The sequence below is a fragment of the Hyphomicrobium sp. 1Nfss2.1 genome, assembly GCF_965243865.1.
Classification (GTDB): Bacteria; Pseudomonadota; Alphaproteobacteria; order Rhizobiales; family Hyphomicrobiaceae; genus Hyphomicrobium_A.
Window position 1 is genome coordinate 85,550 of the sequence record NZ_OZ251603.1, and the last position, 16,521, is coordinate 102,070.

The following is a 16,521-nucleotide window of genomic DNA, read 5'->3' on the forward strand; positions in this document are numbered from 1 at the left end:
CGGCGCCACGCAAGGCGGCGCGGAGTGCTTGGAAATGGCATTGACTTGGTCCCCGGATAGCTGGCGGTCGAAACCGATCGTTCAAGTGCCGGAATATCCTGACAAGGCGGCTCTGGACGAGGTTGAGGCGAAGCTCGCCTCCTTCCCGCCGCTCGTGTTCGCCGGCGAGGCTGACAAGCTGAAGCGCCAGCTGGCCGACGTCGCGGCCGGCAATGCCTTCCTGCTGCAGGGCGGCGACTGCGCCGAAAGCTTTGCCGAGCACAGCGCCAACCACATCCGCGAGCTGTTCCGCGTCTTCCTGCAAATGGCGGTCGTGCTCACCTATGCCGGCGGCCTGCCGGTAGTGAAGGTCGGCCGCGTCGCTGGCCAGTTCGCCAAGCCGCGTTCCTCGCCCACCGAGACGCGCGATGGCCTCGAGCTGCCGAGCTACCGCGGTGACATCATCAACGGCGGCGGCTTCACGTCCGAGGAACGCATCCCCGATCCCAACCGCCAGCTCCACGCCTATCGCCAGTCCGCGGCGACGCTCAACCTCCTGCGCGCGTTCTCAGAGGGCGGCTATGCCAGCCTCGACAACGTGCTGCGCTGGCTGCTCGACTTCGAGAACAAGAGCCCCTTCGGCAAGAAGTACCGCGAGATGGGCGAGCAGATCCAAACGGCGCTGCAGTTCATGCGCTCGTGCGGCATCACCGAGCAGACCGTGCCCGCGCTGGGACGCACCACGTTCTTCACCAGCCATGAGGCGTTGTTGCTCGGCTACGAGCAGGCGCTCGTCCGCCGCGACGAGGCTGGCGGCACGCAGGCACCCTACGCCACGTCCGGGCACATGCTCTGGATCGGCGACCGCACGCGCCAGCCCGACCACGCGCACGTCGAGTTCTGTCGCGGCATCCGCAATCCGATCGGCCTCAAGGTCGGCCCCTCGCTCGATGCCGACGGCCTGCTGCGCCTGATCGACATCCTGAACCCGACCGACGAGCCCGGCCGCCTGACGCTCATCTGCCGCTTCGGCTCCGACAAGGTCGACAAGCACCTGCCCGGCATCGTCCGCGCCGTGAAGCGCGACGGCCGCGAGGTCGTGTGGTCGTGCGATCCCATGCACGGCAACACCATCAGCGCCGCCAATGGCTTCAAGACGCGCCCGTTCGACCGCATCCTCAAAGAGGTGAACAGCTTCTTCGACGTGCATCGCGCCGAAGGCACCTACGCCGGCGGCATCCACGTCGAGATGACCGGCTCGCCCGTCACCGAGTGCATCGGCGGCGCTGCGGCCAATATCTCCGAGGCGCAGCTCAACGAGCGTTACGACACGCTGTGCGACCCGCGCCTCAACGCCGACCAGGCGCTGGAGCTGGCTTTCCTGATCGCCGAGCGCCTGAAGCGCGACCGCGAAGAAGCCGCGAACTCGCCCGCGCCGATCACCGCGGTCGGCTGATACCGATACCGCCTCAGGGTCGGGGCAACGCCTCGACCCCCAGCAGCCACATGATCAGCGGCAGCGTCGCCAGCGACCCGAGCGTCGACATCAGGATGACGGCGGAGGTCACCGCGGCCGGCCGGCGGTAAAGCTCCGCCAGCATGAACGGGCCCGTGCCCGTCGGCAGCGCTGCCAGCAGCGTCGCCATCACCGTCAGCCGCGGCGGCACCGACAGCGCGACCGCCAAGGCCCACGTCAGCGCTGGGTGCACGATGAGCTTGATCCCGGCGACGCCCGCCGCCGTCCAGGCTTCCTTGATCGTCACCGGCCGCGGCCCCGCCAGGAACAACCCGATCACCACCAGCGCCGCCGGACTGGCAGCTCCGCCAAGCAGCTTCAGGAATGTCTCCGCAGCGGCGGGAAGGGGCAATCCGCTGAGATTGTAGATGACGCCCAGAACCGGCGCGACGAGCAGCGGATTGCGCACCAGCGCCCCGCCAACCTTCGCAGCCAGCTTCAGCGGGTGCGCCTCGTCGTGGCTGCCGACCTCCACCAGCACGATGGCCGAGGCGAACAGCACGCACACAGTGAGGATCGACGCGATCGTCACCGGCACCAGGCCCTCTTGTCCGTACAGCGTCAGGAACAGCGGAAAGCCCATGTACGCCGTGTTGGCGTAGGAGCCGAGCAGGGCATCGATCCCCGCCGAGGCGAGCGGGCGACCCACCGCCAGGCTCACCGCGACGGTGCCGAAGAACACCGCCCCGCAGGCCAAGCCGAACGCCGCGACGAACCCTGGCTGCATCAGATCGTGCCACTTCGCATGCGCCATCACGTCGAACAGCAGGGCTGGCAGCGCCAGGTAGACGACGAACTTGTTGAGCTCCGACACCGCCGCAGCGCCGATATGGTCCCCGCGCCTCGCGATGTAGCCGCACAGGATGAGCGCGAAGATCGGCGCAACGATTGTGATGAGCGACAGCACCTGGGCACCCGTCATGCAAGGCGATACTTGGGGGAGCATCAGCAGCAGAAGAGGAAGGCTTTCGATGGCATGCTTAGGACGCCCCGCCGTGCCGGTCCAGAGCGGCCTTGACCGCGTGGCCGCTTGCCGCTGGACCCCGGAGCCCACCGGCCCTAAATCATGGCTATGAACTCTCCTCAGGCGGAAGCCGTGCCGTCCTCTCTCAAGATCGCGCTCGCGCAAGCAAACCCCACCGTCGGCGACATCGACGGCAACATCGCCAAGCTGCGCGAGCTGCGCGCGCGCGCGGCCACGCTGGGTGCTGACCTCATCGTTTTCCCCGAGCTGTTCATCACCGGCTATCCGCCCGAGGACCTGGTGCTGAAGCCGGCTTTCACCGCCGCCGCTCGCGCCGCCGTCGAGGCGCTCGCCCGCGATCTGGGACCGGGCCCCGCGGTGCTCACCGGCACCGTCTGGCCGGAGGATGGACGCGTCTACAACGCAGCCGTGCTGATCGACAACGGCGCCATCGAGGCCGTCCGCTTCAAAGTCGACCTGCCTAACTACGGCGTGTTCGACGAAAAGCGCGTCTTCGCCGCCGGCGCGCTTCCCGGACCGGTGAGCTGCCGCGGCGTGCGCATCGGCGTCCCCATCTGCGAGGACGTCTGGGGCTCGGAGGTCGTCGAATGCCTCGCCGAGACCGGCGCCGAAATCCTCATCTCACCCAATGGCTCGCCGTTCGATTGGACCAAGCCCGACGTACGCATGAACATCGCCGTTGCCCGCGTCATCGAAAGCGGCCTGCCGCTCGTCTACCTCAATCAGATCGGCGGCCAGGACGAACTGGTGTTCGACGGCGCATCGTTCGTACTCAACGCCGACCACAGCCTCGCCGTGCAGATGCCTGCCTGGGAGGAGGGGCTCACCCTCACCGAATGGACGCGCACCGATGAAGGCTGGGTGTGCGCGACGGGCGAACGCGCGGTTATCGAGCAGGGCGACGCCGCTGCTTATCAGGCCTGCGTGCTCGGGGTGCGCGACTACGTCGACAAGAACGGATTCCCCGGCGTCATCCTCGGCCTCTCCGGCGGCATCGACAGCGCGCTCGTGGCAGCCATCGCCGTAGATGCGCTGGGGCCTGCGCGCGTCCGCGCCGTGATGATGCCCTACCGCTATACGTCGGAAGCGAGCATCCGCGACGCCGCCGATTGTGCGAAAGCGCTCGGCGTCAGCTATCAGACGTTGCCCATCGAGGACGCCGTCGCGGGGCTCACCAAAGCGCTCGAGCCGGCGCTCAAAGGCACCAACGCCGACACCACCGAAGAAAACCTGCAGGCCCGCGCCCGCGGCATCATTCTCATGGCGCTGTCGAACAAGTTCGGCGGCATGGTGCTGACCACCGGCAACAAGTCCGAGATGTCGGTAGGCTACGCCACCCTCTACGGCGACATGAACGGCGGCTACAATCCGGTGAAGGACCTCTACAAGATGGAGGTCTACCGGCTCGCGCGCTGGCGCAACGCGCACGTTCCCAAGGGCGGCAAAGGGCCGGCTGGCGAGGTGATCCCGGAATCCATCATCACCAAGGTGCCGACCGCCGAGCTGCGCCCCAACCAGACCGACCAGGATTCACTGCCCGCATACGCGGTGCTCGACGACATCCTCTCCTGTCTCGTCGAGAAGGAGATGCCGCTCGCCGACATCATCGCCCGCGGCCATCCCCCCGAAACCGTGAAGCACATCGAGCGTCTGCTCTATCTTGCAGAGTACAAGCGGCGTCAGGCGCCTCCGGGCGTAAAGATCTCCGCGCGCAACTTCGGTCGTGATCGGCGCTACCCCATCGTCAATAAGTTCCGCGAACCGCTATAGCCGCGCACTGACAAGCTCGACAGTAGATGCAAGTCGTTCGCTTTAGCAGAAGCGCGAACGGGCCCGCGCGACCCTGCCGACACAGAAGTGTTGGACGAATCAGCCCTTAATGCGATCCGAACTCAAGCTTCGGACGCCAAAATGCTCACTTATCGTCGCTCCCCGTTGGCCACGCTCTTTCTCGGCGCGCTCATCTTTGCGCTGCCGGCGTGGCACGCGACTGCAAGGGCCGATGGTTCCGACACCTGCTGCGCTGACCTTGAAGCGCGCATCGCCGAGCTGGAAGAGACGACGGCGCGCAAGGGCAACCGCAAAGTTTCCGTCACGGTTTCGGGCTGGGCGAACGAAGCGATATTCAGCTGGGACGATGGCGTTGAGCGCAACACCTACATCGGCACGAACGCTGTTGAGCAATCGCGTTTCCGCTTCGTAGGCGAAGCAAAAATCAATGCGGACTGGAGCGCCGGCTACATCCTTGAAGTGGGTGTGCAAGGTCACCCTTCGAACCAGTGGGACCAGGAGAACATTTCATCGGAACACAAACTTGCCTCCAACCGCGAATTCGCGCTCAACCTGCGCAAAAGCAATTGGTACTTCAAAAGCAAAAAATACGGCCAAGCTGCCGTCGGCCTCAACGCCATGGCCACATATCACCTTCTCGATGATGCCGATCCGACGCTGACCCGCAACGTCAATGACATCGAAGGCGCAGCTGTGTTCTTGGGTGCCTTCAAACTCCGCCATAACGGCGCATTCATCGGCGGCCTACGGTGGACGGATGCGCTCCGCGGCATCGCCAACTCGACGCCGGGCGACGGGTTGCGCCGCGACGTGGTGCGCTACGATACGCCCGAGTGGCACGGCTTCAGCGCCGCCGCGAGTATCGGCGAAACCTATCTCGGCGACGTGATGGCCAATTATAAGGGCGATATCGGCGACTATACTCTGGTGGTCCGCGGTGGCTACGGCCTGAGCAATGATCCAGGCACCATGCTTTCTGCTCCTGAGGGCACCTCCGTCGTCGGTGGCACAGCCTGCATCTCCGGAAGCACGACGGTAACGTCGAAGCCGGATTTCCACTGCCGCTGGGGCGGCGTCGGCTCAACGATCATGCACAACCCCACGGGCCTGTTTCTATATGGCGGCTGGGGACGCTTCAGCGCCAGCACGGAGCACGCGTTCCCCGCCGGCACCGAGTTCATCTCGACCAGCAACATGTTCTTCCTGCAGCCCGGCATCGAGCGGCAGTGGAACAGTCTCGGCAAGACCAACATCTTCGGTGAGTACCGGCGCGATGATAGCGGCTCGGCCGCAGGCAAGACCGTGTCGGCGAACGTCGACACCTGGCAGCTTGGCGCCGTCCAGAAAATCGACGCGGCGGATATGCTCGTCTACGTCGTCTATCAGAACTCCAGCGGCGACGTGTTCGGCAACGAGGTGACCGAGAAAGCCAAGGGCGCCCCGGCCGGAAAAACCAGTCTCGACCCATTTCAGATCGTCGTCGTAGGCTCGAAAATAAATTTCTGAGGCCAGCCGCGACGCCCACAAGCCCGCAAAATGCCCTACTGGCTCAATCGGGTAGAAGCTTCGCCCTTGAGTTCTCGCAAACGGCCTCTATAGGTTGCCGCATCCTCAACTCCTCCGCAGCAGCCCCGATGTCCGTCACTGTCCGCTTCGCGCCGAGCCCGACCGGGCGCCTTCATGTCGGCAACATTCGCACCGCGCTGCTCAATTGGCTGTTCGCGCGCAAGTCGAATGGTGCCTTTTTGCTGCGCCTCGACGACACCGACATTCAGCGCTCCACGTTGGAGTATGCCGACGGTATCCGCCGCGATCTCGAATGGCTCGGCCTGTTCTGGTCGCGCGAGGAGCGTCAGTCCGACCGCACCGACCGATACGTCGCCGCGGCCGAGTTACTGAAAGAGAGTGGCCGGCTCTACGCCTGCTACGAGAGCGAGGACGAGCTCGACCGCAAGCGCAAGCGTCAGCTCGCGCGCGGACTGCCGCCGATCTACGATCGCGCCGGACTGAAGCTCACCGACGCCGACCGCGCGGCACTCGAAGCCGAAGGACGCACGCCGCATTGGCGTTTCCGCTTGAACAATTCCGACACCGCCGACCTCGCCCCGCTCCCGACCATCGTTTCCTGGAACGATCTCATCCGCGGCGACCAGACTGTCGACGTCGGCTCCCTCTCAGATCCGGTCGTGATCCGCGCGGATGGCTCGTTCCTCTATACGTTCACCAGCGTCATCGACGACGCCGAGCTCGGCATTACCCACGTCATCCGTGGCGAGGACCACGTCACCAACACGGGCGTGCAGATCGAATTATTCGATGCGCTGGGGAAGGAGCCGCCGGCATTCGGCCATCACAGCTTGCTCATCGGCGCGGATGGACACGCGCTGTCGAAGCGTCTCGGTGCGCTATCGATCGAAAGCCTGCGCGAAGATGGCCTAGAGCCTATGGCGCTCGCCAGTTATACGGCGCTCATCGGCACGTCCGACGCCATCGAGCCGTACGCGAGCCTCGATGATCTCGCCCGCCACTTCGCGTTCGAGAAGATTTCGACCGGCCCCGCGCGCTTCGACCCCGTGGAGTTGAAGGCCCTCAACGCGCGCTTGCTTCACAATACGCCGTTCGAAGAGGTCTCCGAACGGCTCGGCGCTCTCGGCGTCGGCGGCGATGCAGGCTTCTGGAATGCGGTGCGCGGCAATCTGAACGTGCTGGCTGATGCCAAGGATTGGTGGCAGATCATCGACGGCGACATCGCGCCCAGCATTGAGGACGGCGATCTCACGAGCAAGGCGGCCGCTCTTCTGCCGGCCGAGCCATGGGACGACACCACGTGGGACGCCTGGATTGCGGCACTGAAGACCGCGAGCGGCCGCAAGGGCCGCGCGCTGTTCCATCCTCTTCGGCTTGCGTTGACTGGGCGTGAGGATGGCCCTGAGCTGAAAGCACTGCTGCCGCTGATCGGTTACGCAAAAGCCGAGGCACGGCTGCTCGGGCGCGAGGCATAGACGTCGCGTCCGCGCGCGTAGCTCAATGCATGACGTCGGCACGCCCACTGGGCGCCCGGCGCATGATCGCGATCGCCAGTTCCCGTCCTGACGGCATCGCCCAAACGCTCTGGCGCACCTGCAGGAAGTCGAGCCGCTCGAAGAATCCCACGGCGTTGAGCGTGGCGTTCGTCTCCAGTGCACGGAAGCCGGCAGCGGCCGCCTCGTCGACGAGGTATTCGCCAAGCCGCGAACCGATGCCTTGTCCGGTGAATAGCGGATGCACGAAGATGGCCAGCACGCGAGCCGTTGGGCTGTTCTCCTCGCCTGGGCTCCACGCGGCCACGCCCACCATCTCCGAACCGACCCACGCCCCATATGCACGGTTGCCCAGCAGAAGATCGCTGTAGTGAGGGCTGCGCACGAACTCGGTGAACGCGTTCGTCTCAGCTTCGCTGTACGTACCCTTGGCGCCTCTCAGAAACGCAGAGCTCACGACGTAGCGCGCTGTGGAAAGATGATCGACGTCGAGCGGACGTATCTCGAGCAATTGAAGCAGGCTGTCAGGAGCGCTGGAGATATGCATTGGACAGCCTTCCGTCATTTCCTTTTTTGGGGGTGGCCCGCCTGCACCCCCATCACTGTTGTCGTCGCGCGTCGGCCTCTGAGCGAGCTTCCCATCCGGTGACGGAATCTGCGCCGATGCTCCCATCGGCGCGCTTGCTCTGATTGGGGTCCACGTATTCGGCTTCCTTGCACGAGCAGCCCTTCACCAACTCCTTGCGGTAGCGGAATGCGGTCTTGAGGTCGGTGTACGGTTGCTGGCTTTGGAACGAGACCGACTGGTCCATGCCCGCGCCAGGGTTCTGGTAGTAGTAGAGTTCCGCAGGTGCCGCGCACTTGGATTGGCACGCCTGAGCGTCCTGGTCGAAGTGGCTCGGCAGCGTCGAGAAGCTCACCGGGAAGTAATAGCCGTCGCACAGCCGCACACACACGGTGCGATACGTTGCCCCCGATGAACCGCCATAGCCGCTCCAGCGGTTCGAGAAGCTTCCGCCTTCGTCCTCGTCCTGCCAGATCGAACCGCCGCTGCCGCGGTCATAGCGGCGCGCCTCTTGGGTGTAGTTGGCGCCGCAGTTGTTGCGTGCCAGTTCGCGCACGATCTCTTCGCGATAGGAGCGCACGCTCGAACTCTCGATCTGCTGCTGCTGCCCCTCGAGTTCGGACAGACGCCGCTGCGCCTGATCGCGCTGCTGCGCGATATCGAGACACCGCCGCGAGCGCCGCAGCGTTTTCGAGAACAGGAAGTACTCATAGCAGTCTGAGCGCTCGAGGTCCGACTGGGCCTGCTCGTAGGCGCGCTCGACTTGGCTCATCTCGGCTTCGATGGCGGGCAGGCGATCGCGTCCCCCGTTGGAGCGTTGCCCGTCCTGCACCAGACGTTGTTCGAGCTGCAGACAGATCGGGTTCTTCGTCGACCAGTTGACCGCGGGCGCCTCTGCCGGTGGCGGAAGCTGCGCACCCGGTGCCGGCTCCGGCATCGGCTGCTGCATCGGCGGCTGACTCTGCTGCGGTTGGCGGTACACGGGCTCGTCAGGGATCGGCGGGCGTTCGGGCTCCGAGCTGCTCCACGGCCACCAGCCTTGCGCCAGCGCCGGATATGCAGCGAGCGTCACCGCGGCGAGAACCGCGGCGCCGAGAGCATGCCGGCGGGCACGTGCTTTACGCATTCTGAAATCTGTCCTGCCCTGGCCAAGGCCTGTCCGTCGCCCGTCGTAAGGCGCCGTTCAACTATGAATTCCTGGGGTTAGGGGGTCAATGCGGAGCAATTGGGGCGGCTGGTCGCGCCTATGCCGTCAATTGGGATAAGCTCGACTTCCGGGCGGCCCGTGCGCCTTGACGAGGGGAGGGGGTTTTGCGCATAACGGCGCCATGAAGCGCAAGCTGCCCACACACGCCGTCAATCAGTGCGGCATTATCATTATTACGAGCTAGCAATTAACCGCTGGCGCGTGGCGCGCTTCTTTGCCCAAATCCTGAGACAGAGAAATCGCCTCCGTTAGCGGCTCCCGGCGACACTAGGGACCGTCATGGCCGAAGCGCATTCCTTGATGCTCTACAACACGTTGACCCGCCGCAAAGAGGAGTTCGTGCCCCTCGATGCGCAGAACGTGCGCATGTACGTGTGCGGGCCGACCGTCTACGACTACGCCCACATCGGCAACGCCCGCCCTGTCGTCGTCTTCGATGTCCTCTTCCGCCTGCTGCGCCAGATGTACGGCGAGAAGCACGTCACTTACGTCCGCAACATCACCGACGTCGACGACAAGATTAACGCCCGGGCGGCCGAGGAAGGCATCTCCATCCGCGAGCTGACCGAGCGCACCGCCAAGCAGTTCCACGAGGACATCAAGGCGCTCGGCGTCCTGCCGCCCACCATCGAGCCGCGCGCCACTGAGCACATCGAGGAGATGAAGGCCCTCATCGAGGAGCTGATCGCCTCCGGCCATGCCTACGTCGCCGAGGGGCACGTGCTGTTCGACGTTCCCTCCATGCCCGACTACGGCAAGCTGTCCAACCGCTCGCTCGACGAGATGGCCGCCGGCGCCCGCGTTGAGGTCGCCCCCTACAAGAAAGACCCGATGGACTTCGTGCTCTGGAAGCCATCGAAGCCCGGTGAGCCCTCCTGGCCATCGCCTGCGGGAATCGCTGAGCCCGGCCGCCCCGGCTGGCACATCGAGTGCTCGGCCATGGCCGGCAAGCACCTCGGCGACATCTTCGACATCCACGGCGGCGGCATCGATCTCGTCTTCCCGCACCACGAGAACGAGATCGCCCAGTCGCGCTGCGCCCACGGCACCGACGTCATGGCGCGCTACTGGCTGCACAACGGCTTCCTGCAGGTGGAAGGCGAGAAGATGTCGAAATCGCTCGGCAACTTCATCACCATCCACGACCTCCTGAAGGAATGGCCGGGCGACGTCGTCCGCTTCAACATGCTGCGCACGCATTACCGCCAGCCCATCGACTGGACGCGCAAGGGCCTCGAGGAATCGAAGGCGACACTCGACCGCTGGGGCGAGATCTCCGACCGCATCGGCGGCGCGCTGACCAAGCACGCCCTGCCCGACATCGGTGTCATCGAAGCCTTGAAGGACGACCTCAACACCCCGCTCGCCATCACACGCCTGCATGAGCTGGCCAAGGAGTGCCGCGCCAATGCGGACGGCGCCTCCGAGACCTGGCTCGCATCCGCCGCCTTCCTCGGTTTCGATGTCGCGCGCTGGCACTCCCCGGTGCAAAGCGCCGAGCTGGTCGAGGTCACTGACCCCGATCTCGCCAACCGCGTGAAGTCGCTCGTCGCGCAGCGCGGCGAGGCCCGCAAGGCGAAGAACTTCAAGGAAGCCGACCGCATCCGCGATGAGCTTGCCGCCACCGGCGTCGTCCTCAAGGACGCCAAGGATCCTGCGACTGGCGAGATCGTCACCACTTGGGAGCTGGCCAGATGAGCAACGATTGGCGCAAGGACACCCCCGAGCCGCGTCACTGGCTGTTCTACATGCTGGTGAAGATCGGCATCGTCGTTCTGGCCTTCTGGCTGGCGGCGCGCACCTTCGGTTATCTGTGAGCTCGATGAGCAAGTGTCATGAGTAAGGACCGCCTCTATCTGTTCGACACCACGCTGCGCGACGGCGCGCAGACCACCGGCGTCGACTTCTCCGTCGAGGACAAGCGGCGCATCGCGGCTATCCTCGATCAGCTCGGCGTCGACTACATCGAAGGCGGCTTCCCCGGCGCCAACACCACCGACACCCAGTTCCTCGGCGAGGCGACGGCGCTCAACTGCGCCAAGATGACGGCCTTCGGCATGGTGAAGCGCGCCGGCCGCTCCGTCTCCAACGACACCGGCCTGCAGGCGGTCCTCGCCGCGCGCACCGACGCCATCTGCCTCGTCGCCAAGTCGTGGGACTATCACGTCCGCGTCGCCCTCGGCATCTCCAACGAGGAGAACCTCGCCGCCGTCGAGCAGTCGGTGAAAGCCATCGTCGACGCCGGCCGCGAGGCGATGATCGACTGCGAGCACTTCTTCGATGGCTTCAAGGGCAACCGCGACTACGCGCTCGCCGTCGTGCGCACCGCCTACGACGCCGGCGCGCGCTGGGTCGTCCTGTGCGACACCAACGGCGGCACGCTTCCGCACGAGGTCGAGCGCATCGTCGGCGAGGTGACGAAAACCGTCCCCGGCACGCACCTCGGCATCCACACGCATAACGACACCGAGAACGCCGTCGCCAACTCGCTCATGGCCGTGCGTGCGGGCTGCCGCCAGATCCAGGGCACGCTCAACGGCATCGGCGAGCGCTGCGGCAACGCCAACCTCACCTCGATCATCCCCACGCTGCTGCTGAAAAGCGAATTCGCCGAGCACTTCCAGACTCAGGTCACGCCCGAGCGCCTGCGCACGCTCACGCACGCCAGCCGCGTGCTCGATGAAGTGTTGAACCGCAGCCCCGACCGCCACGCGCCCTACGTCGGCGACAGCGCCTTCGCCACCAAGGCCGGCATTCACGCCTCCGCCATCGTCAAGGAGCCGCAGACTTACGAGCACGTAGCCCCCGAGAGCGTCGGCAATCAGCGCCGCCTGCTGGTGTCGAAACAGGGTGGCCGCTCCAACATCCTCGCCACCATCGAGAAGCTCGGCATCCCGCTCGACAAGGACGACGCCCGCGTCACGCGCCTGCTCGACGAGGTCAAAAACCGCGAGGCGTGCGGCTATTCCTACGAAGCCGCTGAAGCCTCGTTCGAGCTGCTCGCCCGCCGCATGCTCGATACCGTGCCGCGCTACTTCTCCGTCGACAGCTTCCGCGTCATGGTCGAGCGGCGCCACAACTCGCGCGGCAAGCTCGTCACCGTGTCGGAGGCCATCGTCAAGGTCTTCATCAACGGCGACAACGAGCCGCTATGGTCGGTGGGCGAGGGCAACGGCCCGGTCAACGCGCTCGACCGCGCGCTGCGCAAGGATCTCGGCCGCTATCAGAAGCACATCGATGGCGTCGAACTGGTCGACTACAAGGTGCGTATCCTCACGGGCGGCACAGAGGCCGTAACCCGCGTTCTCGTCGAGAGCCACGACACGCTGACCGGCAACCGCTGGTTCACTGTCGGCGTCTCGCCCAACATCATCGACGCCAGCTTCGAAGCCCTGCTCGACGCCATCAACTACAAACTCATGAAAGACAACGCCGAAGCAGCTTGAGCGCTTCCGCTTGGGGCCATAAGCGGTCATTTCGGCATGCGAACGCAACGAGCGGCAGCACCAGTCGCCGCAACCGCGAGGTCATAGTGGCTGCCCCTAGTCTTCGCCTCTTAGGGTGAGGAGCATCCGTCTGCGTCACACGCAGACCTTCAGCTCATCCCCAAAGAGCGGGCTTCGTGCTTCACGGTGGCAAAGTCGTCAGCGAACGGGGCGAACCGCAACGTGCCCAATAGGTGACCGCACGAGCCCAGTTTCTTGTGGTGCCGCTCGCCCTATTGCTGTTTGATGCACGTGGATATTGTTTCGCGGCCTTTGGGGGGTGTGAAATAGTGTGGCGTCTTTCAAGCTTGGCTGCGTTTGCGGTCATTCTTCCCGTAACGGCAGCGCTGGCAGCCGAAACGCATCCGTCCGGCGTCGAACCTCGCTCCGCCTTTGTCGTCGCGCAAGCAGGCGCGAGCGAGGCGCAAAAGAACGCTTTTGAAAGCGCCAAAGAGCTCGGCACAATTGAAGCCTGGGACGCATTCCTTTCGAATTATCCGGAGGGGTTCTACGCCGACCTTGCGCGCGCCTACGTCAAGAAGCTCGCCGAGTCTTCGACATCCAATTCGTCTGTGACGCCGCCGCCTTCAACGGCTCCCAAGACGGTGACCGTCCGAGACGGACCCGGCGAGAGCGACTGGACGAACACCACCATCCCGTTCGTCGCCAACTCATCGCGTCGCGCCTATGCCGCGGTCGTCGATGCCGGCGGCATCCAGATGACCGCATTCTGTCATAGCGGAGCGCAGGGTCCTCAAATCGTGCCCGGCCTGCGCGTGACCGGCGCAGATCCCGGCGTTCTCGAGCGCCTTCGCGAGGGCCTCGCATCGGCGCCATCGGCTACGAAAGATCTTTCCAGCATCTCGATGACGTTTGCGAACGGCACGACCGTCGAAGGCGTTGCGGCGTCGACGCCGCCCAAGGACAACGAGGTGACGCTCTACGTCAACCGCAAGCTCCTGGACCCGCAAGACGATGTGCTGGAGCAGCTCATGGCGGGGCAGAACGTGACTCTTACGGCGCCGCCGTTCTCCGCCAGCTTCCAACTCGACGGCAGCCGCTCCGCGCTCTGCTCGATGATGAACAAGTGCGGAGCGAAAGCGGTTGGGTGCGACTCCGATGAGTCCTCGGAGCGCTCCTGCGGCCGCGGGCAGTCCCGCGACCGCAAAGGCCGCTGTGTGGACGAGGAGGACGGCCAGGACGAGAAGATCAACTGTGGCAGAGGGCGTACGTGGGTCGGCGCCCAGGGGAAGTGTGTCTGCGTCGACGGCAACGCAGTGTGGAACGGCAAGCGCTGCGTGACGCGCAAGGGCAACGGACCGGGGGCTTGCACGGGCGGCCGGACACGCGATCCGCAGACCGGAAGGTGCGACTGCAATGGCGACAGCACGTGGAATGGACGAGCCTGCGTCCAAGTCCCAGAGCCGCCGCCCAGCAATGGTCAGAACAACAACAACGCAGAGATGAAGCAAGCGGTGTGCAGCGCATTGCAGATTGCCTGCGGTCTGGGAAACAAGAGCTCCTGCAACAAATTCAACAATGGCTGCCGCTGACGAGGCCCAATTGCGCAGTTACTTCGTGCGCATCTAAGGCCATGTGCGTTTCTGCACCTAATAAGCAACCTCATCCCCTCTCCCCGCAAGCGGGGAGAGGGCCAGGGTGAGGGGCAGCCACACTGAGAGAGCGTGAGGGGCAGCCACGCAGAAAAACGGTGAGAGGCAGCCACACTGAGAACGTGAGGGGCAGCCGCACGCTCATCCCCTCTCCCCGCATGCGGGGAGAGGGTTAGGGTGAGGGGCAGCGAGAGCGTGAGGCGCAGCCACAAAAGGAAAACGCGGGGACGGCCAAAGGATGGTGAGGGCACTCACGCCAGCACTCAGGGACCGCCGAACCGGTAGCTGATACCTGCGGTCACGCTATCGAGCGCGAACTCGACCTTTTGCGATCCGGTATAGACCGCACAAGCAGCTACAGACGGCGGCGGGCAGACACCGGCGCTGCTGCTGCTTTCAGAGCCCAGATCGACGTGCAGGTACTGCAGCCGCAACGACCATTCATCATCGAGCGCTTGCTCGAACCCGGCGCCGAGCGTCCAGCCCGCTTTGGTGGCACTGGCGGCCCCCGTTTCGACGTACGGAAAATTGAGCTGCGTAATCGATTGACTGTACTTCACCTCGCCAAGGGCGAGACCCCCCGTCACGTAGATGAGACTGCTATCGAAGGCGACGCCGAGGCGTCCGCGCAAGGTAGCCGTCCAATCGACGTCGCTGGACTTCTCCACCCGGTAAGGACTGATAGCCGTCACGAAACGCGTCGTGCTGTCTTTGCCATCGAGCGCACTGACATCGGCCTCGACACCGAGCAGCAGGCTATTCATTTGCCAGTTGTAGCCAACGGCAACGCCTCCGGTTGCGCCCGTTCTGGCCGACCCGCCGTTGAGAAGCGGCAGGAGTGCGTCGCGATCAATTTGGTTGACCGAATTGAGAGCGTTGCTCCACTCGCCACCAAGCTCTGCAGTAGATGTGCTGTCGATCCACGCCGCTCCAGCGAACCCGCCGATGTACGCACCGCGCCAGTCTGCGACCTGCGCCGCGGCAGGAAAGCACCAAGCCAATGATCCCAAAAGAATCGCTGTCCGCCGCACAGCAAGCCACCCGCATCTGCGAATCGTGCAGAAGCGTACCAGCTTCCTCAGTGTGCCGCCTGTCTGACTTCCGCGGCTGCTATCGCAGCCGGTCGACGAGGCGCAGCGCCGTCCACGATCCCAGCATCGTCAGCAGCACCATGACGATCATCCACACATAGAGCAGCGGATGCCGCGTTTCGGCCAGCGATCCTTCAACGCTCATCAGCGGAAGTATCGCCACCAGCAGCAAGTTGCCGATCTCCGCGGCGATGAAGGTGCCGACGAACGAGACAATGATGCTGACGATCCAGCCGAGGAGACCCCGGTTGTTGAGCCACGCGTCGCGGATCCCCACCGCCAGCGCGGCGGCGAAAACCACCAGCGCGATGGTCATCGGACCGCCCACGCTCGACTGCGGAATGGAGCCAGATAATTCGAGCAGCAGAAGAGTGCCAATTGCAATCAGTGCGATGTACTTCATGGGTGCGTCCCTGCCGGCCAATCAGTGCCGCCGCCCACATTGCGAGGACATCTGAACTTCAGCAATGGCCATCTCAGCGTTGAGAAGCCCCCCGCGGGGCAACGGCAATGCTTATCCCCGTCTCGCGGCCGCGGCGCATACTTCCCCCATCCCTGCCCGCACCAAGGGACGCATCAGCTGAGCGGCCGAAGCGGGGGCAGGGGCGGTGACCCGGTTGAGGCAGCGCTGCACCGTCGCAGCGCCCGCCGCGAGGATCGCTCTCCTCAGATGCCGGGGCCGTCGATCGGAGCTGTGCGTAGCCGGCAACGGCGCGCACGGACGCCCGTCGGCAGCGGCGCCCGCAGCAGCAAGTGCGTGCGGCGCAGAAGTGAAAGGTCCTGACGACGCGGCCCCGCTGTTGGAAGCACTCGTGTGATGATCGGCAAATTCGCCGTCGTTCGCGGCTGGGTGCATAGCGAATTTGCCGATCTGAATCACACGAGCAGGCATTTGCACGGCGCGTGTCCCCTCTGGTTCCGAAGTTCGCAGATTCCTCAGCCGATACGCCGGCGAACTTCGGAAACGGGACACGCGACGGCCGGACCTGAAGCGCGCTGACGACGAGTATCGCACCTCCGGCACGGCAAGCGCACCGGCGCGGGCGCCGAAAGGCTGCCGACTAAAACAAAGACGCAGCGTTTCGGCGCCCGCGTTCCCAGTTCTTTGACAAGCCTCGGGGCAGACGCCCGCGAGACCGCGATGCACATCTGCAATTCATCCCCCCTCCCGCCTGCGGGGAGAGGGTGGAGCCTGCCCCGGCGAAGGCCGGGGGTGAGGGGCAGCCACGCGACGAGAGGAGGAGGGGCAGCCAAAGGGCGGCGCGAGGA

Annotated in this window: 13 protein-coding genes; 8 read left to right on the forward strand and 5 right to left on the reverse strand. The window is 64.8% G+C overall.

The window, feature by feature from the left end; all coding sequences use genetic code 11:
* The first annotated feature begins 34 nt into the window (after nt 1-34).
* Nucleotides 35-1,435 (forward strand): class II 3-deoxy-7-phosphoheptulonate synthase, encoded by a 1,401-nt coding sequence (locus ACP15D_RS00375; RefSeq protein ID WP_424955599.1) that lies wholly within the window; start codon nt 35-37, stop codon nt 1,433-1,435.
* 13 nt (nt 1,436-1,448) lie between these two features.
* Here the strand turns inward: ACP15D_RS00375 and ACP15D_RS00380 are convergent, their stop codons facing one another.
* Nucleotides 1,449-2,417, reverse strand: a complete 969-nt coding sequence (locus tag ACP15D_RS00380; protein WP_424955600.1) for an AEC family transporter — start codon at nt 2,415-2,417, stop codon at nt 1,449-1,451.
* 150 nt (nt 2,418-2,567) lie between these two features.
* On the opposite strand from ACP15D_RS00380, the gene ACP15D_RS00385 reads away from it, so the two are divergent.
* The 3 genes from ACP15D_RS00385 to gltX all read left to right on the forward strand — a co-directional run bounded on the left by ACP15D_RS00385 (nt 2,568) and on the right by gltX (nt 7,273).
* Nucleotides 2,568-4,250 (forward strand): NAD+ synthase, encoded by a 1,683-nt coding sequence (locus tag ACP15D_RS00385; RefSeq protein ID WP_424955601.1) that lies wholly within the window; start codon nt 2,568-2,570, stop codon nt 4,248-4,250.
* A 141-nt stretch (nt 4,251-4,391) separates the two neighbouring features.
* A complete protein-coding gene (locus ACP15D_RS00390; protein ID WP_424955602.1) occupies nt 4,392-5,777 on the forward strand; it encodes a porin in 1,386 nt (461 codons plus the stop codon).
* A 128-nt stretch (nt 5,778-5,905) separates the two neighbouring features.
* The gene (gene gltX, locus ACP15D_RS00395; RefSeq protein ID WP_424955603.1) at nt 5,906-7,273 is read left to right on the forward strand and encodes a glutamate--tRNA ligase; all 1,368 of its coding nucleotides are present in this window, start codon (nt 5,906-5,908) and stop codon (nt 7,271-7,273) included.
* Nucleotides 7,274-7,295: 22 nt separating this feature from the next.
* Here gltX and ACP15D_RS00400 read toward each other — a convergent pair whose 3' ends face one another.
* Nucleotides 7,296-7,838 carry a GNAT family N-acetyltransferase gene (locus ACP15D_RS00400; protein ID WP_424955604.1) on the reverse strand — a complete coding sequence of 181 codons (543 nt, stop codon included), beginning with the start codon at nt 7,836-7,838 and terminating at the stop codon, nt 7,296-7,298.
* A gap of 52 nt (nt 7,839-7,890) precedes the next feature.
* Nucleotides 7,891-8,982, reverse strand: a complete 1,092-nt coding sequence (locus ACP15D_RS00405) for a DUF2865 domain-containing protein (protein ID WP_424955606.1) — start codon at nt 8,980-8,982, stop codon at nt 7,891-7,893.
* A 360-nt stretch (nt 8,983-9,342) separates the two neighbouring features.
* Between ACP15D_RS00405 and cysS the strand changes: the two genes are divergently transcribed.
* From cysS to ACP15D_RS00425, 4 genes are all read left to right on the forward strand, one after another.
* Complete coding sequence (cysS, locus tag ACP15D_RS00410) at nt 9,343-10,761, forward strand: cysteine--tRNA ligase (RefSeq protein WP_424955607.1); 1,419 nt, start codon at nt 9,343-9,345, stop codon at nt 10,759-10,761.
* Nucleotides 10,758-10,880 (forward strand): hypothetical protein, encoded by a 123-nt coding sequence (locus ACP15D_RS00415; RefSeq protein WP_424955608.1) that lies wholly within the window; start codon nt 10,758-10,760, stop codon nt 10,878-10,880. The genes cysS and ACP15D_RS00415 overlap by 4 nt, the downstream gene beginning before the upstream one ends.
* An 18-nt stretch (nt 10,881-10,898) precedes the next feature.
* The gene (gene cimA / locus ACP15D_RS00420) at nt 10,899-12,509 is read left to right on the forward strand and encodes a citramalate synthase (RefSeq protein WP_424955609.1); all 1,611 of its coding nucleotides are present in this window, start codon (nt 10,899-10,901) and stop codon (nt 12,507-12,509) included.
* A 347-nt stretch (nt 12,510-12,856) separates the two neighbouring features.
* Nucleotides 12,857-14,101 (forward strand): hypothetical protein, encoded by a 1,245-nt coding sequence (locus ACP15D_RS00425; protein ID WP_424955610.1) that lies wholly within the window; start codon nt 12,857-12,859, stop codon nt 14,099-14,101.
* A 323-nt stretch (nt 14,102-14,424) separates the two neighbouring features.
* Here ACP15D_RS00425 and ACP15D_RS00430 read toward each other — a convergent pair whose 3' ends face one another.
* Together ACP15D_RS00430 and ACP15D_RS00435 are read right to left on the reverse strand one after the other, a co-directional pair.
* Nucleotides 14,425-15,162 carry an outer membrane protein gene (locus ACP15D_RS00430; protein WP_424955611.1) on the reverse strand — a complete coding sequence of 246 codons (738 nt, stop codon included), beginning with the start codon at nt 15,160-15,162 and terminating at the stop codon, nt 14,425-14,427.
* 109 nt (nt 15,163-15,271) lie between these two features.
* Nucleotides 15,272-15,655, reverse strand: coding sequence for a hypothetical protein (locus tag ACP15D_RS00435; protein WP_424955612.1), 384 nt, complete (start codon nt 15,653-15,655; stop codon nt 15,272-15,274).
* Nucleotides 15,656-16,521: the final 866 nt, after the last annotated feature.